Here is a 20,826-nt window from a genome sequence, read left to right as displayed (position 1 = left end):
GGCCTTCATCAGATATATGGTGCAGATCAGGGTTTGTTCAACAGCTTCGACAGCTCGCTGGTGTCGGGCACCTGACCGCCAGCGGTCAGCTTGTCCACCAGCCCCGGCAGAACCTGCGAAAGCTGACCAAGCAGCTCCTGCGGATCGATACCGGCATGCTGGGCCAGTTCGTTGATGGTTTTCTGGCCGAGCGCTTCCCCGAGATGACCGGGTTCGATAGGCGCATTCTCGCCTTGCCCGACCCATGACTCGACCTTGTCGCCAAGACCGGACTGCCTGAGCTGTTCAAGGAGACCGCCGAGACCACCACTCAAAGGACCCGGCGCTGCCGGAGCATTGGCCGCATTGCCTGCAGCCGCACCGCCCAGAAGACCGCCAAGGCCGCCCAGAACGCTGCCGAGCAGACCACCGCCCAAACCGCCGCCGAGGCTGTTGTCTGCCTGTGGCTGAGCAGGTTGTGCTGCCTGTTCCGGGTCATCCTTGTGACCACTGAGAAGCTTGCCGACGAGCAAAGCGCCGAGCGCGATCATGACCGGCTTTGCAAGATTGCCGCCGGGAATTGGCGAATTCGAGTTATCGGCATCGTTTGACATGGCGCATACTCCCTGTGTTTTCGTACACATTCTGTGTACTCCACTAGTTAAAATTAAATACATCAATCCATTTTACAAGCATTCTACCTTGCCAAAGAGAATTTAATATGAAAATTTTCTATATGCACGATGCAAATGTTTATCAGCACTTCAGGAGATAGTGACATGTCTTTCCTCAGCTGGATCATACTGGGACTGATCGCGGGCTTTATTGGCAGTAAGATAGTCAACAAAAGCGGTCAGGGTATTTTCTTCGATATCGCTCTGGGTATTGCCGGTGCTATCGTAGGTGGCGTGCTTTCGTCGTTTCTTTTTGGCAGAGGAATTACCGGTGCCTTCGACATTTATAGTCTGATCGTTGCAACCATCGGCGCCGTGATCGTCCTCTGGCTCTATCATGCCATTACCGGTAAGCGATCTATAGGCTGAAGCGGATCAATATGAGTTGAGGCTATAGGGGCGGCTCTGGTTCGTCCCAAGCCTTTTTGTCGACCGACCCATGGAAAAGCCACGGCTTCATTTTCAGATATTTGATGAGCTTTCTAGAACCCTACATCATGGCCTATGGCGCGCTGGCGTTGTTCATCATCGTCTATCTGGAATCCTTCGGCATGCCCGTGCCGGGGGAAAGCGCGCTGATCGCCAGTTCGCTGCTGGCATTGCATGGCACGCTTCACATAGAAAACGTACTTGTAGCGACATTTGTCGGCGCAGTGCTTGGCGACTGCACCGGCTACCTGATCGGGCGTTTTGGCGGACGCAAACTGATTCTGCGCTATGGCCCACGTTTCAAGCTGACACCGCAACGGTTCGAACATTTCGAAAAAATGTTCGAACGCAATGGGTTTTACGTCGTTGCAACGGCGCGTTTCGTGTTGCTGCTGCGCCAATTGAACGGCATCGTTGCGGGTTCGATGAAGATGAATCCAGTAAAATTCCTGGCAGCAAATATTATCGGGGCCGCTGGCTGGACGCTTGTCTGGGGCCTGGGCCCCTATCTTTTAAGCGGCGTGCTGGCGCCCTATCTCGTGCATCTCAAAACCCTTCTTGAGGCTTTGTGGCCATTCTGATTATTCAGGATCAAGCGGCTCGGTGCCGACCGGCTGACCGTCGCGTCCGAGACGGATTTTTTCAACCTTGTCCTCGGCAGATTTCAGCAGCACATCGCAATGTTTTTTCAGTGCTTCGCCGCGCTCGTAAATACGGATAGATTCTTCCAAAGGCACGTCACCGCGCTCAAGATTGTCAACGATCTTCTCAAGCTGCTTGAGTGCATCCTCGAAACTCATCACCGAAATATCGGTGTTGGACGGTTCGCTCACCATAGTTTCATCCTTTCAACAGCCGCGTCATATGCAAAGATGCGGACTGCGACAAGCCCTCAAGATCGTATCCACCTTCAAGCAGGCTCACGATGCGATTATCGCAAAAGCGCTCCGCACGTTGCATCAGCTTGCCCGTTGCCCAGTCGAAATCCCCCTCATCGAGATTGATCTCGGCCAATGGATCGCGGTAATGCGCATCGAATCCAGCCGAAATAAGGATCAAATCAGGCCGGAAATTGTCAAGCGCGGGTAATACACGACTATTGAACGCCTCGCGAAATTCGCGACTGCCACTTCCAGGCGAGAGCGGCGCATTGACCACATTACCGACTCCGGTTTCATCGCGGTGGCCGCTGCCGGGGTAAAGAGGATATTGATGCGTCGAGCAGAACAACACATTTGGGTCGCGCTCGAAAATGTCTTGTGTACCGTTGCCGTGATGCACATCCCAATCCACAATCGCGATGCGTTCTGCCCCATGATTGCTCTGCGCATGACGCGCAGCAATCGCAACAGTGTTGAAAAGGCAAAACCCCATGGCCCGCTCACGCTCCGCATGATGACCGGGGGGACGGGCAGCGACAAAGACATTGTCGGCGCAGCCATTAAACACATCATCGACGGCGGCCATCGCAGCGCCGATTGCCGCAAGTGCCGCCTCACCGCTTTTAGGGCTTATCCATGTATCGTCATCGAGCTTGACCAGCGGCGCGGGTGCATCTTCGTCTTCCAGCGCTTCGGGCAACTTGTCCCAGATGGAGCGCATGTAGTGTTCCGGATGGGCGAGCAGGATCGCATCCTCTGACGCCATCGGTGCTTCCACCCGATCGAGACGATAAAACGCCTCGCCTTCCAGCTCGCTCATCAATGCACGGATGCGATCCGGGCGCTCGGGGTGCCCGGATGGGGTCAGATGCTCCAGATAGAGCGGATGCCAGTAAAGCCGTGTCGTCATGGGATCACTATACCAGCATGAATATGTCAGATGATATCGGTACGGGCGATGTGAATGCCAAAACCTTCAAGGCCCACATAATGGCGCTCACGCGATGCCAGAAGCACGATTGAACTGATGCCGAGATCTTTCAGTATCTGCGCACCAAGCCCGATCTGGCGCCATTCTTCTTCACGCGCCACAGCTTCTGCATGTCTTTCATGGTCGGGATGAATATCGGAACCGGAAGCTAAAGCATCACGCAGCCGCGTATCATGCTCTTGCGCCCGCACACCGACCGATCCTTCCCGCAGATAAACTAGTACACCGCGCCCGGCCTTACTCATGCGTTCCATGATGCTTTCCAGATTATCGCCGCCCTCACCAAATACATCGGCCAGAACATCCTCGCGATGCAGGCGCACCGGCACCTCCTCGCCATCGCGAATATCGCCAAACACCACGGCAACGTGCTGCATCGGCTCCCACGGCAATTCGTAAGTATAGGCCTGCGCGGGACCTGCGGGGGTCTTGATGGCGCCTTCATTGATACGCTTGACCAGCGTTTCCTTACGCTGGCGATAGGCAATGAGATCGGCGACCGTCACCCGGTGCAGGCTGTTTTTCGCGGCAAAGGCCTCGACATCGGGGCCGCGCATAACGGTGCCGTCATCATTGACGAGTTCGCAGATGACGCCGATGGGCGGCAGGCCTGCAAGCTTGCACAGATCCACCGCTGCTTCCGTGTGGCCTGAGCGCATCAGCACACCGCCCTCACGCGCCACAAGCGGAAAAATATGGCCCGGACGCACGAAATCCGACGGCCCCGCATTGGGGTTGGCAAGATTGCGCACGGTCAATGTGCGGTCATCGGCGGAGATGCCGGTCGTCGTGCCATGGCGATAATCGACCGTCACGGTGAAGGCCGTGGAATTGGGCGATTCATTTTCTGCCACCATGGGTGCCAGATTGAGACGGCGCGCTTCTTCACGCGGCATGGGCGTGCAGACGATGCCGGTGGTGTGACGCACGATGAAGGCCATTTTTTCCGGCGTGCAATGCACGGCTGCGACGATCAGGTCGCCTTCGTTTTCGCGCCCGTCATCATCCATGACAACAACGATCTCGCCACGCTCGAAAGCCCGCAGCGCATCCACAACCTGTTTTTGATTATAGCCCATGATTTCCTCGAAACGTACAAAAGTCGGTTAGGCCCTAATTCTTCAGACGCGGCCCGTCTGGCCGCGGTGACGCAAATAATGATCGGCAATGGCGCAGGCGACCATGGCCTCGCCAATCGGCACAGCGCGGATACCCACGCAAGGATCATGACGACCCTTGGTCATTACATCAACCTCGTTGCCGTCCTTGTCGATCGACTGGCGCGGGGTCAGGATCGATGAGGTCGGCTTAACCGCAAAGCGTGCCACCACCGGCGCACCCGTTGCAATACCGCCCAGGATTCCACCGGCATGGTTGGACAAGAACCGCGGCTGGCCGTCATTGCCCATGCGCATTTCATCGGCGTTTTCCTCGCCAGTGAGACGTGCGGATTCAAAGCCGTTGCCGATCTCCACACCCTTGACGGCGTTAATCGACATGAGATTGCTGGCGATATCCTGATCGAGCTTGGCATAAATCGGCGCACCGATACCCGCAGGCACACCTTCGGCAACGATCTCTATCAACGCGCCCACCGAGGAGCCGCTCTTGCGAATACCGTCGAGATACTCGGCAAACACAGCGACACTGCCCGCATCGGGCGAAAAGAAGGGATTGTTATCGACTTCGTTCCAGTCCCAGCGCGAACGGCTGATACCATGAATCCCCATGGCGACCAGCGCGCCACGCACCTGCAAACCCGGTACGATTTTTCGCGCGATGGCGCCCGCCGCAACGCGAGCCGCCGTTTCTCGGGCCGAAGAGCGCCCGCCGCCGCGATAATCGCGAATGCCGTATTTGACATCATAAGTGTAATCAGCGTGGCCCGGACGATATTGCCGCGCAATATCGCCATAATCCTTGGAGCGCTGATCAGTGTTTTCGATCATCATCGAGATCGGCGTTCCGGTCGAGGTCATGGTGACGCCATCATCGCTTAAGAGGACGCCAGAAAGCACGCGCACCTGATCGGCTTCGCGGCGCTGTGTAGTGTATTTGGACTGACCCGGCTTACGCTTGTCGAGATAGCTTTGGATCTCCGCTTCGGTAAAGGTAATACCGGGGGGGCATCCATCTACCACACAACCAAGCGCGAGCCCGTGGCTTTCGCCCCATGTTGTTACGCGAAACAAATGACCGAAACTATTATGAGACATGGGCGACGCCTGACCAGTGTGGTGTATAGGAACAGCTGCAAAAAAGCTCTGGCCGGTAGAATACCGGCATCTTACCCGGCGTTTTATTGGGCTTTTCGCTAGCGGTCAAATGAAGCGCAGCTGACGCAGGAAATTTCCTTCCAATCATAGCTTTCCAGCATTGTTTTGACACATTCCCCCCGCTAACTGTGCGGAATTCGAGATTGCATGTAATAATTTTAAAGTTCTAGAATAGGCCAATCAAAAGCTTCGTCGAATCGATCTGGCGAAAGTCTCCACCCGAGGCTAACCAAAGGAGTGGACAATCATGCATTATCTGGTCGGATTTCTGTTTATCGTTATGTCCATGTTTTCAACAGTGGCCATGGCTGAGGACGCAGAAGGCAAGATCACCGCAATCGACCGGGAGGGCGAAACGATTTCGCTCGATGATGGTCAGGACTACAAGCTTCCCGGAGAGTTCGATTATACTGCGCTCAACGAAGGCATGAAGGTTATCGTTCTTTATGAAGTGGCCGAAGATACCCGCTTCGTCACCGATATTCAGGAAGCCCCAGAAGTTCAGTAAAGAGCGCGGCCTGAGACGGCAAAGACCTCGCTTGTGTCATGTTTGCGCACGAAATCGACGCGGTTGCCGTCCCAGTGATAGCTGTAATGCCGCCCCTGAACGGGAATCGTGACCACATCCGGCCAGAAAGCACCAAGACAATAGCCACCAGGCTTGCGCACGCTTGGCCATAAAAGACCGTTACTGCCCACGTCGCGCAAGGCACGCCCTTCTTCATGCGTCGCACGGTAATCATGCGGATCGAGCACACCGGGAACGGCGGAAACGTCATCAAGAGTTGCATCCACACGACCAATCAGGGCGCGGAAATCCGAGGTCCAGCCCGGGGGTTCCTCTGTGGCCCGCATGAAATTTTCATGATGATGGATCGTCTCGGCCAGCGCTACATCCTCGCAATCACCCGCATAATAAATGCCGTAACTGCCATCACTGAAACGACCGGGACGCAGCGTGGAGCAATGCACGAAAGGCGCCATCACATAGGTGGAACCCGGACCATGCACACGTCGGTGCAGCGGCACCTTGCCAAGATCGCCAATCTCGAAGCGAATGCGCGGATTGGTCTTTTCCTCGACGGCCGCCAAGGCTTCCCAGTCACGTGGATCAGCAATATCCTCAAAAAGATCAATGGGCGGATGAATAGAGCGGATAATACGCCACGTCTCAGACCAGGCGACGCGCCTGTGCACCGCAAGCCCACTTACCATGCGCCGCGTTCCGCATTGAGCCATGCGCGCATGGCTTCGAGATCAGACAATTCGCCGCGCAGCATGAGGTCGAGCGCCGACATGCCGCCAAAGGCGACGTTGGGCTTGCGTATCCAGTCGTAGCCACGCGAAGGCTCGCGAAACAGATAGCGCAACCCCTTGTGAATGCCCATCAGATGCGCCATGCGCATACGTAGATCACGGTCGATGCGGCCAACCGAACCATCTTTCCATCTTGCCCATGTGCGCGGTGCCATGTCGCCAAGCAGCGTGCAGGCTTCGGCATCGGAAAGCTTCCACGCCTTGAAAAGATTGACGGTAGTGCGCGCCAGCGCACCGGCTTCCGCCTCACTAATAGTGCCGACCTGCTTACCAGCATGTGTCGCAATAATTGGCTCAAGCTGCATGATGCGCCTCACTCTATGGCATTAATATAATATATTAATGCCATTTGGCAAGATCACGTTGCTTAGAGCCTCCAGATTGCCGTTTTTTCCACCAACAGATGGCACCGCTCTAAAGCTATTCAACAGCACATCGCGCACCAGAAAAGTGCCTCGCTGTTTGTGAGCAAGCAATACAAAATCTTGTGGAACACTGTGCCGACCGCATGGACCAAGACCAAACTTAAAGGCTGACAGTACCCTCAATACAGCGCGTTACATGCCCACCGATCCATACATCTGTGCCGATTTTTTCGACATGGATGCGTCCGGCACGACCAAGCACCGTACCCTGACTGGCGATATAAGAGGAAGGCGCGATATTGGCTCCAATTAGCCATTGTGCGACACCGGCATTGAAACTGCCGGTCACCGGATCCTCATAGCCACCCGAGGTGAAGGCTCGCAATTCAAAATCTGCGTCCCGTCCATCCTCGGACGAATCCCACGGTGCCACCACGCCCACCCGCAACCCGGCAAGCAGCGCATAATCCGGCGTAAGCGTCAGAACATCCTTACGGCTTTTCAGCAAAAGGCCGAGCCAGCCCGGTCCATTATCGACCCACTGCGCATCAATGACCACGTCACTTTCGAGATGCAAAGCGTTGCGCACCTGCTCGACCAGCTCAGGCTCAAGTGGCCCGCTCTTTAAAAGCGGCGGTGCGGCAAAGGCAAGCCGCGCACCATCCCGGCGAATGCGGATGAGACCGGCTGCACACTCCTGCACCACCTCCCCATCACTGCTTTTGCTTCCATCGCTTTTGCCGTGTGAATCAAGCCAGACATGGCAGCTTCCAAGCGTCGGGTGCCCGGCAAAGGGCAACTCGCGCGATGGCGTGAAGATACGCACGCGGTAATCGGCCTCTGCCTTGGTAGGTTTGAGCAGAAACGTCGTTTCGCTGAGGTTTGTCCAGTTGGCGAAGGTCGCCATCTCATCGTCGGAAAGCGCATCCGCGCCGATGACCACGGCCAGTGGATTTCCCTTAAGCGGCTTGGACGTGAACACATCGACCTGCCGGAAATCGAAAACCCTCACACCCATTCAAGCTTGCCGTGTTCAAATTTCAAAATCTTGTCCTGCGGGATGGAGAGATTTGCCGCTTCATGGCCATCCATATCGCCATAAAGATAAAACAATGTGCGGATGCAGCCGCCATGAGTGACACAGACCGTCGGCCACTCCACCGCTTCCACCCAGCGCCCGATGCGCTCAGACAGGCTCATATAGCTTTCGGCAGCCGCACCGGGCGGTGTAAAATTCCACTTGTCATTATGGCGCGCTTGCACAAGTTCTGCACCCTGTTTGGCAATGTCTTCCATCATGAAGCCTTGCCATTCGCCGAAATTGAGTTCCATCAATTGCGGATCGGTGCGGAAATCATAAGGATCAAGCCCCATGTGCAGGCGAATGCGCTCCATGGTTTCGCGGGTGCGGCGCAGCGGGCTTGCGACAAAATCAAAACCCGCGCCATCGCCGATCAGCTCTTTCAACATATCGCCATTGCGGTCGGCCTGGGTACGGCCATGGGCGTTGATGTCGATATCGAGCTGCCCCTGAATGCGCTGTGAAACGTTCCAGTCCGTTTCACCATGCCGCGAAAAATAGATGATTTCCCGAGCCAAGGCTCACCTCTCTGTCGCTGTTAAGTCAAAAGCCGTACCGTTTTGGGCTGGCACAAGAAAAATCCCGGAAGGCGTGGCCGTCCGGGATCGAAAGTCTTCTATCAGTCCTTGACGACTGAAATATCCGGCGCATCCACCGCCTTCATGCCGATCACATGATAGCCACTGTCGGCGTGGTGGACCTCGCCCGTCACCGAGCGCGACAAATCGGAGAGGAAATAAAGCCCGACATCGCCGACTTCGTCGATGGTGACGGTGCGGCGTAGCGGCGCGTTATATTCGTTCCATTTGAGAATATAGCGGAAATCGCCAATGCCGGACGCTGCCAGCGTCTTGATGGGGCCTGCGGAAATTGCATTGACGCGGATATTCTGCGGTCCAAGATCGACGGCCAGATACTTAACACTTGCCTCAAGCGCTGCCTTGGCAACACCCATGACATTGTAATTCGGCATGACCTTTTCCGCACCATAATAGGTGAGCGTCAGGATCGAGCCGCCATCATTCATCAGTTTTTCCGCGCGGCGTGAAATCGCCGTCAGCGAATAGACCGAAATTAGCATCGTGTTCTGGAAATTGGCTTCCGACGTGTCGACATAGCGGCCGGTCAGTTCATCCTTGTCGGAAAAACCAATGGCGTGCACGACAAAATCGAGCTTGCCCCACTTCTTCTCAAGCGCTTCAAAAACGGCATCGATACTGGCACCATCAGCGACATCGCAATGTCCGGCAACGAAAGCTCCAAGCTCTTCGGCCAACGGCTCGACGCGCTTCTTCAAGGCTTCACCCTGATAGGTAAATGCGAGTTCGGCGCCAGCTTGACGGGCGGCCTTGGCAATGCCCCAGGCGATGGAGCGGTTGTTGGCCACGCCTAGAATCAATCCACGCTTGCCCTGCAACAAACCTGACTGTGCAGTCATTAAGGGTCCTCATTGAAAAATAATCAACTCGATGCCCTATCGCACAGGCTTGCTTTCCCTTCAAGCAATTGCGGTGAAAAAGCCGGGCATTGTCGTGCGACTGCCGTAATCTGACAACACCCGGCCCGATTTTAGCTGGCTTATGGCCGTGAAATGCGAATCAATTTCAGTTTTCTGCGCGCTTTTGAAGAAAAGTCTCCAGTTCCGCATCACCGTCTTCGGGCAGCATGATGCGCACATGCACATAAAGATCGCCGCGACCGCCCGCTTTGAGCGGCAGGCCTTTGCCCTTGAGGCGCAAAACCTTGTCCGAACTCGACCAGGCGGGAATTTTAAGCGCGATGCGCCCGTCGGGCGTTTCGACTTCTGTCTTGCCACCCAGCACCGCATCAGCAAGCTCGACCGGCTGATCGACATGCACGTCGCGCGCCTCCACCTTAAGACGCGGATGTGCCTTGAAACGAATTGTCACCAGCGCGTCACCAGGCGTGCCACCGACGAGTGGTTCACCCTGTCCCTTGAGGCGGATAGTCTGACCGTCCTCGACATATTTGGGTAGTTTGATCGCCAGGCGCTTGCCATTGGGAAATATAGCCTCGACCTTTTCCGCACCCACGGCCTGTGCAAGCGTGATGTCGATGGACGCAGCCAGATCAGACCCCTTGGACGGACCGCGTGGTCTGGCCCCGCCTCTGGCTCCTCCAAAGGAACCGCTAAAAAACTCGTTCAGAATGTCTTCGGCACCGCCGAAGCCACCCTGCTGGGCGCCACTTTGTGCGCCTCCGGGACCGGTGCGGAACTCAAAATGATTATTGCCGCCGCCCTGACGAAAACCGCCGAACGGATCGCCGCCAAAACCCTGCCCGCCGCCGCCGAAGCCTTGAAACGCGGGCTTGCCTTCTGCATCGATTTCACCGCGGTCGAACTGGCCGCGTTTGTCCTTGTCACCGACAATTTCATAAGCCTGATTGATTTCCGCAAAGCGCTCCTTTGCCTTGGGGTCGTCCTTGTTCTGGTCGGGATGGTACTTCTTGGCCAGCTTGCGAAAGGCCGATTTAATCTCGTCAGGCTTCGCCGTTTTGGCGACGCCCAACACACTATAGGGATCGCGCATCAAATGCCTCATTCAGGAAAATGGCGTCATGCCAAATATAAGATTCGTTGCGCTTAATATGCGTAACAAAGCCGAAAACTTCCAGAGTTACAGGGCGTTATTTTGCAAAAACCTGTCAGATCGGCGCAAAGGACGTCAATGTCCACTGACCGCCATTCTGCATGCAGGTTTCTCCGCGATAGATCGACACGCCGTCAAAAGCCTCTCTGGAGGTTTCAAATTCGCGACAAAGCTGATCATTGTGCTTGCGCTCGGCGATGGCCGTGATCGCGCCCTGACTTCCGGTATCGGGATTTGCCCATGGCACCGGTTTCTTGCCCCATTCGGTGAAATTAAGGGCTGAAACGACGCTCTTGATGGCCGACTGGTCGGAAAGCGTGCCGGTATCGGTGGCAGCCGTCTGCGTCTTTTGCACCGAGCCGGTGACGGCAGAGGAATCAGGCACGGCATTGTCGATGCTTGCACCACCCATCGCACAACCGAAAAGCGAAAGCATAGCCAAGCCCGCGACTGTATTTCGCGCCAAAACAAGACTTCGGCTGGCTGTTCCAAGCGGGCGGATACGGCGGACGACTTCGACGGCCAACGCTACTTCCTCTTTTATACACGTTATGGATGCAGCAATTATGGCGGCAGTGAGTTAACAAGCGATGAGTTGAAAGGGTAAACAAATTCATACTCCCGCACAACAGTTTATGATCGAGTATCCAATTGTTTATAATTCTTGGCGTCGCATGGCGCATGTGGTGGACAATGACTGTAATTTGGACCAAGCTTCACCCGTCCCTGCCCTTCACGTGCAACACCATAGAAAATAAAGAAAATGTCCAATTCCGCAGACGATTTTACGCAATCCGCCCATCCGTTCCAGCTTTTCGGCCAATGGCTTGATGACGCCACTAAAAGCGAAATCAACGATCCCAATGCCGTCGCTGTGGCAACGGTCGATCCGGACGGGCTACCCAATGTGCGTATGGTGCTTCTGAAAGATTTCGACGAACAGGGTTTTGTCTTCTACACCAACTATGAAAGCAAAAAGGGACAGGAAATCCTGTCTGCGCAAAAAGCTGCCCTATGCTTTCACTGGAAGTCGCTGCGCCGTCAGGTGCGTGTGCGCGGCCCGGTCGAAAAGGTGAGCGATGCCGAAGCCGACGCCTATTACGCGTCGCGCCCGCGTGGAAGCCGCATCGGCGCATGGGCCTCGAAACAGTCGCGCCCGCTGGAAAGCCGCTTCGCGCTGGAAAAGGCCGTTGCCGAACACACCGCCAAATATGCCATCGGTGAAATTCCGCGCCCTGCGCACTGGTCGGGCTTCCGTATTCGCCCGACCTCCATAGAATTCTGGCACGACCGCCCGTTTCGCCTACATGACCGGGTGCTGTTCACCCGCGAAACGCCCGAAGGCGACTGGAACAAGGACCGGCTTTATCCGTGAGGTTTGCAAATTCATGCATTTAAGGAGAGCCGCCGCCTGCGATGCCGCCAGTCTGGCGGCATTATCCATTGAAGTGTGGATCGGCACCTATCTGCGCCGCGGGATCAATGCGTTCTTTGCGGATTATGCTCTGTCCACGTTTACAAAAGCAAAGTTTGAAGCGCATCTGGCCAGTGCCGATGATCATTTCATCGTCTCGGACAATGAAGAAGGCATTGATGGTTTTATTCGGATATCGCAAAACAGTGCTCCTCCCGTAAGCGGCTGTTCCACAACAGAAATCAGCACGCTATACGTTCAGCCGCGACATCACGGAAAAGGGATCGGCAAAAAGTTGCTGGAAGCCGGTATCGCGCATTGTTCAGATCAGGGTATAAAATCGGTCTGGCTTACCACGAATTCACAAAACAGCCCCGCTATCAGGTTTTATCTGGCAAAGGGTTTTAGACATGCAGGAAACACACAGTTCAGGATAAAAGATCAATCCTTCCTCAACGACGTCTTTGCCTATGATATTGCTGTAAAGGAACACGCTGCCTAATCGCTTAGCAATGTTCTAAACGATCTATGGGTGGACGTTTTCCAGACGCCATGCACGTCCATCGAGATTCCTATACATGGCGATCGCATTCTTTCGCTTGCCCAACTTATGCCATGAACGGCTTCACCACGACCCAGAGACTACCAGAAACAAGCCCCAGAAAAATCAGCCAGCCGACGACATTGTTGGATTTGAACAACTTTAGGCATTGCTCTGGATTGTCGATATCGAGGACATTGATCTGCCGATAAAGATGCGCACCCGCAGCCAAAAGTCCGGCAAGCGCTGGCATTGGCACTTCAGCCACCGCAAAGGCGGCTGCGAAAAAGCCGATCATGCCCCCATAGCAGACGATCAGCGCCTTTTTGGTATGCCTGCCGAACAGCCGCGCCGTCGAGCGTACGCCAACCAGCGCATCGTCTTCCTTGTCCTGATGCGCATAGATCGTATCATAGCCGATGGTCCAAAGGATCGCGCCGATATACAGGAGCACAGGGGCCACATCGAGTGAAGCCTCAACTGCCGCCCAGCCCATCAGCGCGCCCCACGAGAAGGCAAGCCCCAGGACCAGTTGCGGCCAGTTGGTAATGCGCTTCATGAACGGATAGATCGCCACCACGATCAATGACGCAATGCCCAGCCAAATCGAAAAAGCGTTGAACTGTAATAGCACACCAAGCCCGATCAGCGCCTGCAGGACGAGGAAGAGTTTTGCCTGTTTGCGCGTGACCTGCCCGGAAGGCAGCGGGCGCGACCGCGTGCGATCCACCTTGTCGTCGATATCCTGATCGGCAAGATCATTATAGGTACAGCCAGCGCCGCGCATGGCGACAGCACCAATGAAGAAGAGAACCATATGCGTAATTGACGGCAACACAGACCACACGTCGTCGCCGGGTTTTGCGCCAGCGCCCGCCACGAGTGCTGCCGACCAAAGACATGGCCAGAGCAGCAATTGCCAACCGATGGGGCGATCCCAGCGCGCAAGCTGCGCAAAAGGCCACAGGAAAGGTGGCAGAACACGATAGACCCAATGACCGGATGGCGCGTCCTTGACCCGCCCGCGCGCATCGCGCGACTGGATAGTGGATGTCGTATTCGGCTGCGGCATGGGTGTGTCCATTCCAAGTCATCGGCAAAAAATCGTCGCTCCGGCATTTTCGCGACCAAATCTGGCGCTTTGGTCTTGCCCCGCAACGCCTAGGGCAATAGACAGCCGAAGTCAGTCAATACTTACTTATCTGTCTCACATAAAGGGAGCAAGGCCATGAAAGTCCTGTTGATCGGTTCCGGCGGACGCGAACACGCATTGGCATGGAAAATTGCAGCCTCTCCCAAATTGACAAAACTTTATTGTGCGCCGGGCAATCCGGGCATCGCAGACCATGCCGAACTGGTCAGTCTCGATGTCAACGATCACGCTGCAGTCATCGCTTTTACGAAAGACAAGGCCATCGACCTCGTGATCATCGGACCCGAAGCGCCACTGGTGGCTGGCCTAGCCGATGATCTTCGTGCGCAGAGCATCCGCGTCTTCGGGCCGTCCAAAGCGGCGGCCCAGCTTGAAGGCTCAAAAGGTTTCACCAAGGATCTTTGCGCACGGTTTAATATTCCGACGGGCGCCTATGGCCGTTTCAACAATGCGCCCAAGGCCAAGGCCTATATCCGCGCGCAAGGCGCACCCATCGTTGTGAAGGCCGACGGACTTGCCGCAGGCAAGGGCGTGATCGTTGCCATGACGCTTGACGAAGCGCTCGACGCCGTTGACGCCTGTTTTGAGGGCGCATTTGGCGCAGCAGGCGCGGAAGTGGTCGTCGAGGAATTTCTGGAAGGCGAGGAAGCGAGCTTCTTCTGCATCTGCGACGGCAAGACCGCCCTGCCGCTCGGCTCGGCACAGGACCACAAGCGCGTGGGCGATGGCGACACCGGTCCCAATACCGGCGGCATGGGTGCCTATGCCCCTGCCCCGGTCATGACACCGGACATTGTCGAGCGCACCATGCGCGAACTGATCGAGCCGACCATGCGTGGAATGGCGGAAATCGGCGCACCTTTTTCCGGTGTGCTGTTTCTGGGCCTCATGATCGGCAAGGATGGCCCGAAACTCATTGAATACAACACCCGTTTCGGCGACCCGGAATGTCAGGTTCTGATGATGCGGCTCAAAAGCGATCTGCTTGACCTTATCGATGCCGCCGTTGATGGCAGGCTCGATGCGGTGTCACTTGAGTGGAAGGATCAGCCCGCGCTGACCGTGGTGATGGCAGCAGAAGGCTATCCCGCCAATGTGAAAAAGGGCAGCGTCATCCGTGGTCTCGAAGCGCTTGATGGCGAAGTGGATGTAAAAGTGTTTCACGCCGGCACGGCTGAAAAGGACGGCGACCTGATCGCCAACGGTGGACGTGTCCTCAATGTGACAGCCATTGCATCGACAGTGGCAGAAGCGCAAACCCAGGCCTATGATGCCGTGAAAAAGATCGACTGGCCGCAAGGCTTTTATCGCTCCGACATCGGCTGGCGTGCGGTGGAGCGCGAAAAATCATAAGGTTGGAGCGCATTTGCAGGGCATTGAAAGAACTTTTGCAGATGATCTTAAAGTGCCTTGTAAAGGTCATAAATATTGGCTACATATTCATCATCGATTTTGGTTCTGAATGTTGCGGCGCGATTTCGTCTCCGGTATTTCTTTCAAACTCGTATAATTCGGCGATAGGTTTTGGCCTGTCTTACTTCCAACCGTGCGATTGAAAGGAATTCAATATGGCAAACGGAACAGTAAAATTCTTCAACTCTACCAAAGGCTTCGGCTTCATTCAGCCTGATGATGGCGGCACCGATGTGTTCGTTCACATTTCCGCTGTCGAGCGTTCGGGCCTCTCCACCCTCAATGAAGGCCAGAAGGTCAGCTTTGAAGTGGTTGCAGACCGTCGTTCGGGCAAGAACGCTGCTGAAAACCTGCAGGCTCTCTAAGCCTCGCACAAAAATTTGCCTCCAGTCGTGACCACGGATGTACCGGCACTGACTGTTTAGGCACTATGAAGGTCGGGTTTTGCCCGGCCTTTTTCTATTTCAGAAGCGTGGCCGACTCATGCATGCGTTCGCGTGGTTTCAAACCGCATGGACGTAATCGTGCACTTTAGGCCATATGGACGCAGTCGCGGCCGGATTTTTTGGCACTATAAAGGGCAGTGTCGGCCCGGCGCATGGTCTCATAAAGGCTTTGCTGATCCAGCTGTTCTGCTACGCCGAAACTCGCAGTCAGTGCCCAGTCTTCCGCCACATCCTTGAAAGCGACCTCAGACAGGGCCTGACGTAGCGTCTGCGCCAGATCATGCGCAGCTTGCAGTGTCATGCCAGGTATGAAGATGACGAACTCTTCGCCGCCCATGCGCGCTAAGATCGCCGCTCTGGGGCACTGGTTTTTCAGCAATGTACCAAATGCTGCAATGACGCGATCTCCGACATCATGGCCATAGGTATCATTGATGCGCTTGAAAAAATCGAGATCGCTCATAATGATCGAATAATGAATACGGTCGCCTTTTCGAGCCAGAACACGCGAAACATGGCGATCAAAGCCGCGCCGATTGTAAATCCGCGATAATTCATCGACTTCAGACTGCTCGCTGACCTCCCCGATCATGTAGGAAAATGTGATGAGCAGCAATAACAGTCCGCGTGTCACCTGCATGAAAATGCCGCTTGCCAACGAAATCACAAGATTGACATTATCGATCTGGTCGCCGGGACGCACACCCGAACCGGGCCAGCCAAGTAAAAAAGCCCGCGCGAAATAATGCAGGAAGCCTAAAGCGGCCAGTAAGATAAGCAGCTTGTCCGTCAGCCGCTTGGCTCCGGAGCGCACGACCACCCGAATAATCAACAGATGAACAAAGCATAAGGGCAACTGATAGAGCAGGCGATGTACCAGAGATGTACGCGGCAACTCGTAAATCAGCATATTACAGATGAGTGCGGCCAAAAAGAACCCGCCATACAGGCCCCAGTCGATCTTCTGACGATAAATCTGCTGCAAACCGATGGCAACCGTCAGAAAGACCGCCAACATCAGGCCAAAAGAAAGCAGGACAAGCAGACGCGGGTTGGAAGCAACCGGGATCCATAAACTGCAAAAGGCGGCAGACGCCGCGCAGGCTGACGCAATGGCAAAGGAGCGCGGCGCGTGATAATCCTTCTCCTGCATGGAAACCAGCGTAAAGATCAGGACGAAGACAATGGCAACCGTGAGATTGGCCGTCAGGAAAAACGGAACAAGCGTCATGGGACTTGGCTTTCAGACATGCCGGCTGATAGGCCGGGCTTCCAGGTTAAAGCGCGCTACTGTCTGATGTCACCAGAACGTCGCTCTGACTGCGTTATTTGAAGCATGCTCTTTCAGTCATCGGCCGCGCCTTCAAAGTGCGCTGGCAAAATTTGAAGCCCCATAGCAGGACACTTTCGCCGGGTCCATTTGAAGTTGCATTCAACTACGGATTATTGACGCTTTTATAGTTCGCCTTTTGGTCGATTCATGCTGTGCTGTGCCTTTTATGCCTCTTTTTAACGTCCGCTTGCTCGTTCAGATCACGCTTTGACCTCGTTCATTCAGAATAAATCTAGCGATATTCGTTACGCGCTGATTACATATGCTCTCAGCCTAACGTCACCCAATATATTGACGTTTACGTAATAAGCCGATAGCTCTTTAATCAGAAAAGCTGAACCGCCTTTCATGGGTGGCCTGAGCTTGAGGAGGAAAAATGTATCGCGCGCCTGTTTCAGAGATTTCCCATACGCTGCGCCATGTCGCAGGGCTTGAAAAAGCACTTGAAGAGAACCGTTTCCACGAATTGTCCAGCGACCTCCTGCAAGCCATTCTTGACGAAGCCGGAAAATTCGCCGCCGAGCGCATCGCGCCTTTGCGCGAGACAGGCGATAAAAGCGGCTCGACGCTGAAGGATGGTGTCGTCACCACAGCTCCCGGTTGGAAAGAGCTTTATCGCGATTGGACCGAAGGCGGCTGGAATGCGCTGACCGGCTCTACCGATCATGGCGGTCAGGGGCTGCCGATGATGCTGTCGGTTGCGGTTAGCGAAATGTGGAATTCCGGCACGCTGGCCTTTGCAATCGCTCCGACGCTCACCATGGGTGCGGTCGAGGCACTTGAAAAACACGCATCAAAAGAATTGAAAGACATCTATCTCGCAAAACTCATTTCCGGCGAGTGGATGGGCACGATGAACCTCACCGAACCGCAGGCCGGGTCTGATCTTGGTGCCTTGCGTGCGCGCGCTGAGCGAAGCGACGATGGTAGCTACCGCATTTTCGGCCAGAAAATTTTCATCACCTATGGCGAGCATGACCTAACCGATAATATCGTGCATCTGGTGCTGGCCCGCCTGCCCGATGCACCCGCTGGCACAAAAGGTATCTCGCTGTTTCTGGTGCCGAAATTCCTCGTCAACGAAGATGGATCGCTTGGGGCACGCAATGATCTGTTCTGCTCTGGCCTTGAGCACAAGATGGGCATTCACGCCTCCCCCACCTGCACGATGATTTATGGTGACGGCTTTGGGAAGGTCGCGCAAGCGGGTGCGGTCGGCTATCTGATCGGTGAGGAAAATCGCGGTCTTGCTTGCATGTTCACCATGATGAACAATGCCCGTCTGCTGGTCGGCATTCAGGGCGTGGGCGTGGCTGAAGCCGCCTATCAGAAAGCGCTTCACTACGCGAAGGAACGCAAGCAGGGCCGGGCGATTGGCGCAAAGGAAACCATGAGCCCGATCATCGAACACCCCGATGTGCAGCGCATGCTTTTGACCATGAAGGCGCTGACGCAGGTCGCACGCTCCATCACCTATGCTTGCGCCCATGCCATCGACATGAGCCATGCGGTCGAGGAAGCGGAGCAGCAATTCTGGTCGGATCGCGCCGAACTGCTCACACCGCTTGCAAAAAGCTTTGCCACCGATATTGGTGTCGAGGTGGCGTCTCTCGGCGTGCAGGTGCATGGCGGCATGGGCTTTATCGAAGAGACTGGCGCGGCACAGCTTTTACGCGATGCCCGCATTACACCGATCTATGAAGGCACCAACGGCATTCAGGCCATCGACCTCGTATTGCGCAAGCTGCCGCTTGATGAGGGGCGTCATATCAAGGCCTATCTCGGCGAATTGCAGGCCGATGCCGATAAAGCCAGCGCCTCCAACCGGCCTGATCTGGGCGAAACCGCAGAGCGGCTTGCCAAAGCCCTTGCGGATGCACGCGAGGCTACCGATTGGCTACAAAAAGCAGCGCTTGAGGGGCGGACAGTGGAAGCGCTTGCCGGTGCAACGCCTTACCAACGGTTGTTGTCGCTGACTGCAGGCGGTGCCTATCTCGCTCGGTCGGCCCTTGCCGATGATGATGCGGGTCGCGCCAGCCTGTGCCGCTTCTTTGCCGAAAACATGCTGGCGGACGTGACTGCGCTGAAGGACACAGTGTTGAGCGGTGCCCAAAGTCTTGCAGCGGCAAAATCCGCGCTGGAGGCGTAACCATGAACGACCATATCCTGATTGAGCGCCAAGGTGCTACCCAGATCATCCGCCTCAACCGCGCCGACAAGAAGAACGCCATTACCCGCGCCATGTACGCCGCGATGGCCAAGGCACTTACAGACGGTGATGCCGATGATCGCGTGCGTGTGCATGTGTTTTTCGGTGTGCCGCGGGCCTTCTCAGCCGGAAACGACATGCAGGATTTCATGGCCGCCGCATCGGGTGGCGATATGGGGCGCGATATCCGAGATTTTCTGGCCGCCATTTCAGGTGCGAAAAAGCCGATTGTTTCAGGCGTAGACGGTCTTGCCATTGGCATCGGCACCACCATTCATCTACATTGTGACCTGACTTTTGCGACCAGCCATGCATTATTCCGCACACCCTTTGTCGATCTGGGACTTGTGCCGGAAGCCGCCTCCAGCCTGCTGGTGCCGCCGCTGATGGGGCATCAGAAAGCCTTTGCGTTACTGGCGCTTGGCCATGGTTTCGACGCGCAGGCAGCCCTTGAAGCAGGACTTGTCTACAAAATCGTTGAAAGCGCCGATCTTGAAACCGAGGTCTTGAAAGCGGCGGAAGAGATCGCCGCCAAGCCACCGCAAGCCATGCAGATCGCGCGCCAACTGATGCGGCTTCCCGCCGAGCCCGTCGCGGATCGGATTGAACGCGAAGCGAAACATTTTGCCGAACGTCTGACGTCCGAAGAGGCACGCGCCGCCGTGATGGCGTTTCTTTCACGTAAAAAATAATGCTCATATAAAGAGACAAGAAAAAACCCGGATGGTTTCCCATCCGGGTGGCTTTGTTGGAGGTCAGCCAATGAGTTTGCCCCGATCTAGAAGATTACTGGAAGATCAGTTGCCGGAAAGGTCCTTCATCTTTCCCGCTCTCCCGTTCGAGGCGTTGTTGCATAAATAGCGCATGAATCGGACAAGATCATGTCATCACAAAAACGTGATTTTTTTGGCAGATTTGAGCGTGCGGGACTTCAGTCCTTTGTAATGATCTCGCGGCCTTCGATCACCATGCGCAGGCCCAGCGTTCCCGTCTTGCGGCGCGCCAGAAATCGTGGGCGACGACGACGTGGTTCCTGTCCCTGACGACGCGGCTGCGGATCGTTGGTCACAACAGGGCCGGTGCTTTCATTGAGCGGACGGGCAACGCCGTCTTCCTCGACCAGCATCATCGGCAGGTTGAAAGTGGAAGCCCATGCACGCCAGTCGGCGGCAATATCGGTGAGGTCATGCGCTACCAGAAGCGGCACGGAGAGATGTGGATCGTCATGCATCAGCTCCAACGTCACAGTGATTTCGCCATATTCGTCTTCCACCGCCCTTGCCGTCACGCCGATGAACGACTTGACCGGCACGGAAAGCGAAAGCGGCAACCCGCTCTGCGGAAGAATCTGGCGCACGACCACGCCGCGCTCTTTGATCGTAAAGGTCACTTCCGCATCACAATCTTCTGCAGAGTAAGTAACCATCTGCGGAAGGTGAAACGGATCAAGCCTGAGTTCTTCACCGGCCCATTCTGGCTTCGTCTGACCATTGCTCATCATATTCAACGCCTCTGTCTCTTTGTCTCGTTGGCGCAATGCCCTGTCGCATCGCTTTGCAGGAGCCGGTTTTCCCGGCTTCCCTTTCGGGCATGTTTGCCCTTGTTGACGTTGAGAATAGGCGCAGTTCCTTACCAAGCCGCTTAACGCGTTAGGTTAACTTTTCACTGCTTTTTCATTTGGTTACCAGATTGCAACCAGGTGTAAGAATTCG

General features: G+C 55.4%; 24 protein-coding genes. 9 read left to right on the top strand and 15 right to left on the bottom strand.

Annotation, left to right across the window (positions count from 1 at the left end; genetic code table 11):
• Positions 1 to 26: 26 nt before the first annotated feature.
• Complete coding sequence (locus tag AAIB41_RS00835; protein ID WP_343313738.1) at positions 27 to 593, bottom strand: YidB family protein; 567 nt, start codon at positions 591 to 593, stop codon at positions 27 to 29.
• Between the two features lie 165 nt (positions 594 to 758).
• On the opposite strand from AAIB41_RS00835, the gene AAIB41_RS00830 reads away from it, so the two are divergent.
• Both AAIB41_RS00830 and AAIB41_RS00825 read left to right on the top strand, forming a co-directional pair.
• On the top strand, positions 759 to 1,022 hold the full coding sequence (locus tag AAIB41_RS00830) for a GlsB/YeaQ/YmgE family stress response membrane protein (protein WP_343313737.1): 264 nt from the start codon (positions 759 to 761) through the stop codon (positions 1,020 to 1,022).
• A 104-nt stretch (positions 1,023 to 1,126) separates the two neighbouring features.
• A complete protein-coding gene (locus tag AAIB41_RS00825; RefSeq protein ID WP_343313736.1) occupies positions 1,127 to 1,663 on the top strand; it encodes a DedA family protein in 537 nt (178 codons plus the stop codon).
• On the opposite strand, the gene AAIB41_RS00820 is transcribed toward AAIB41_RS00825, so the two are convergent.
• The 4 genes from AAIB41_RS00820 to aroC are packed head-to-tail and all read right to left on the bottom strand — an operon-like array spanning position 1,664 to position 5,170.
• Positions 1,664 to 1,918: an exodeoxyribonuclease VII small subunit gene (locus AAIB41_RS00820; protein WP_343313735.1), complete on the bottom strand. Its 255-nt coding sequence runs from the start codon at positions 1,916 to 1,918 to the stop codon at positions 1,664 to 1,666.
• Positions 1,919 to 1,922: 4 nt separating this feature from the next.
• Complete coding sequence (locus tag AAIB41_RS00815) at positions 1,923 to 2,873, bottom strand: histone deacetylase family protein (RefSeq protein ID WP_343313734.1); 951 nt, start codon at positions 2,871 to 2,873, stop codon at positions 1,923 to 1,925.
• 26 nt (positions 2,874 to 2,899) lie between these two features.
• Positions 2,900 to 4,033 (bottom strand): 3,4-dihydroxy-2-butanone-4-phosphate synthase, encoded by a 1,134-nt coding sequence (gene ribB, locus AAIB41_RS00810; RefSeq protein WP_343313733.1) that lies wholly within the window; start codon positions 4,031 to 4,033, stop codon positions 2,900 to 2,902.
• A gap of 42 nt (positions 4,034 to 4,075) precedes the next feature.
• A complete protein-coding gene (gene aroC / locus AAIB41_RS00805; protein ID WP_343313732.1) occupies positions 4,076 to 5,170 on the bottom strand; it encodes a chorismate synthase in 1,095 nt (364 codons plus the stop codon).
• 307 nt (positions 5,171 to 5,477) lie between these two features.
• Here aroC and AAIB41_RS00800 point away from each other — a divergent pair, with 307 nt between their 5' ends.
• Positions 5,478 to 5,738: a DUF1344 domain-containing protein gene (locus AAIB41_RS00800; RefSeq protein ID WP_343313731.1), complete on the top strand. Its 261-nt coding sequence runs from the start codon at positions 5,478 to 5,480 to the stop codon at positions 5,736 to 5,738.
• Here the strand turns inward: AAIB41_RS00800 and AAIB41_RS00795 are convergent.
• The 7 genes from AAIB41_RS00795 to AAIB41_RS00765 all read right to left on the bottom strand — a co-directional run bounded on the left by AAIB41_RS00795 (position 5,732) and on the right by AAIB41_RS00765 (position 11,107).
• Positions 5,732 to 6,445: an RES family NAD+ phosphorylase gene (locus AAIB41_RS00795; RefSeq protein WP_343313730.1), complete on the bottom strand. Its 714-nt coding sequence runs from the start codon at positions 6,443 to 6,445 to the stop codon at positions 5,732 to 5,734. The two genes, AAIB41_RS00800 and AAIB41_RS00795, sit on opposite strands and share 7 nt — an antisense overlap.
• Positions 6,439 to 6,852, bottom strand: a complete 414-nt coding sequence (locus AAIB41_RS00790) for an MbcA/ParS/Xre antitoxin family protein (protein WP_343313729.1) — start codon at positions 6,850 to 6,852, stop codon at positions 6,439 to 6,441. The genes AAIB41_RS00795 and AAIB41_RS00790 overlap by 7 nt, the downstream gene beginning before the upstream one ends.
• Positions 6,853 to 7,072: 220 nt before the next feature.
• Positions 7,073 to 7,930 carry a PhzF family phenazine biosynthesis protein gene (locus AAIB41_RS00785; protein WP_343313728.1) on the bottom strand — a complete coding sequence of 286 codons (858 nt, stop codon included), beginning with the start codon at positions 7,928 to 7,930 and terminating at the stop codon, positions 7,073 to 7,075.
• A complete protein-coding gene (locus AAIB41_RS00780) occupies positions 7,921 to 8,511 on the bottom strand; it encodes a histidine phosphatase family protein (RefSeq protein ID WP_343313727.1) in 591 nt (196 codons plus the stop codon). The genes AAIB41_RS00785 and AAIB41_RS00780 overlap by 10 nt, the downstream gene beginning before the upstream one ends.
• Positions 8,512 to 8,612: 101 nt before the next feature.
• Complete coding sequence (fabI, locus tag AAIB41_RS00775) at positions 8,613 to 9,431, bottom strand: enoyl-ACP reductase FabI (protein WP_343313726.1); 819 nt, start codon at positions 9,429 to 9,431, stop codon at positions 8,613 to 8,615.
• 166 nt (positions 9,432 to 9,597) lie between these two features.
• Positions 9,598 to 10,545: a J domain-containing protein gene (locus tag AAIB41_RS00770; RefSeq protein WP_343313725.1), complete on the bottom strand. Its 948-nt coding sequence runs from the start codon at positions 10,543 to 10,545 to the stop codon at positions 9,598 to 9,600.
• Positions 10,546 to 10,660: 115 nt separating this feature from the next.
• Positions 10,661 to 11,107, bottom strand: coding sequence for an RT0821/Lpp0805 family surface protein (locus tag AAIB41_RS00765; protein WP_343314760.1), 447 nt, complete (start codon positions 11,105 to 11,107; stop codon positions 10,661 to 10,663).
• Between the two features lie 261 nt (positions 11,108 to 11,368).
• On the opposite strand from AAIB41_RS00765, the gene pdxH reads away from it, so the two are divergent.
• Both pdxH and AAIB41_RS00755 read left to right on the top strand, forming a co-directional pair.
• Complete coding sequence (pdxH, locus tag AAIB41_RS00760; protein ID WP_343313724.1) at positions 11,369 to 11,980, top strand: pyridoxamine 5'-phosphate oxidase; 612 nt, start codon at positions 11,369 to 11,371, stop codon at positions 11,978 to 11,980.
• Between the two features lie 13 nt (positions 11,981 to 11,993).
• Positions 11,994 to 12,521 carry a GNAT family N-acetyltransferase gene (locus tag AAIB41_RS00755; RefSeq protein WP_343313723.1) on the top strand — a complete coding sequence of 176 codons (528 nt, stop codon included), beginning with the start codon at positions 11,994 to 11,996 and terminating at the stop codon, positions 12,519 to 12,521.
• Positions 12,522 to 12,627: 106 nt separating this feature from the next.
• Here AAIB41_RS00755 and ubiA read toward each other — a convergent pair whose 3' ends face one another.
• Positions 12,628 to 13,632, bottom strand: a complete 1,005-nt coding sequence (gene ubiA, locus AAIB41_RS00750) for a 4-hydroxybenzoate octaprenyltransferase (protein ID WP_343313722.1) — start codon at positions 13,630 to 13,632, stop codon at positions 12,628 to 12,630.
• A 156-nt stretch (positions 13,633 to 13,788) separates the two neighbouring features.
• Between ubiA and purD the strand changes: the two genes are divergently transcribed.
• Complete coding sequence (gene purD / locus AAIB41_RS00745; protein WP_343313721.1) at positions 13,789 to 15,066, top strand: phosphoribosylamine--glycine ligase; 1,278 nt, start codon at positions 13,789 to 13,791, stop codon at positions 15,064 to 15,066.
• Positions 15,067 to 15,281: 215 nt separating this feature from the next.
• Positions 15,282 to 15,491, top strand: a complete 210-nt coding sequence (locus AAIB41_RS00740; RefSeq protein WP_343313720.1) for a cold-shock protein — start codon at positions 15,282 to 15,284, stop codon at positions 15,489 to 15,491.
• Between the two features lie 166 nt (positions 15,492 to 15,657).
• Here AAIB41_RS00740 and AAIB41_RS00735 read toward each other — a convergent pair whose 3' ends face one another.
• Positions 15,658 to 16,803, bottom strand: a complete 1,146-nt coding sequence (locus tag AAIB41_RS00735) for a GGDEF domain-containing protein (RefSeq protein ID WP_343313719.1) — start codon at positions 16,801 to 16,803, stop codon at positions 15,658 to 15,660.
• A gap of 478 nt (positions 16,804 to 17,281) precedes the next feature.
• On the opposite strand from AAIB41_RS00735, the gene AAIB41_RS00730 reads away from it, so the two are divergent.
• Together AAIB41_RS00730 and AAIB41_RS00725 are read left to right on the top strand one after the other, a co-directional pair.
• Positions 17,282 to 19,054: an acyl-CoA dehydrogenase gene (locus AAIB41_RS00730; protein WP_343313718.1), complete on the top strand. Its 1,773-nt coding sequence runs from the start codon at positions 17,282 to 17,284 to the stop codon at positions 19,052 to 19,054.
• Positions 19,055 to 19,056: 2 nt separating this feature from the next.
• Entirely contained in the window at positions 19,057 to 19,806 is a 750-nt protein-coding gene (locus AAIB41_RS00725) for a crotonase/enoyl-CoA hydratase family protein (RefSeq protein WP_343313717.1), read from the top strand.
• 239 nt (positions 19,807 to 20,045) lie between these two features.
• On the opposite strand, the gene AAIB41_RS00720 is transcribed toward AAIB41_RS00725, so the two are convergent.
• Positions 20,046 to 20,615: a DUF6101 family protein gene (locus tag AAIB41_RS00720; protein ID WP_343313715.1), complete on the bottom strand. Its 570-nt coding sequence runs from the start codon at positions 20,613 to 20,615 to the stop codon at positions 20,046 to 20,048.
• Between the last annotated feature and the right edge of the window lie 211 nt (positions 20,616 to 20,826).

This window comes from Brucella sp. BE17 (genome assembly GCF_039545455.1).
In the GTDB taxonomy this organism is placed as follows: Bacteria; Pseudomonadota; Alphaproteobacteria; order Rhizobiales; family Rhizobiaceae; genus Brucella.
The sequence above is the reverse complement of the archived record's forward strand: the minus strand, read 5'-3'. Positions and strand labels throughout refer to the sequence as shown.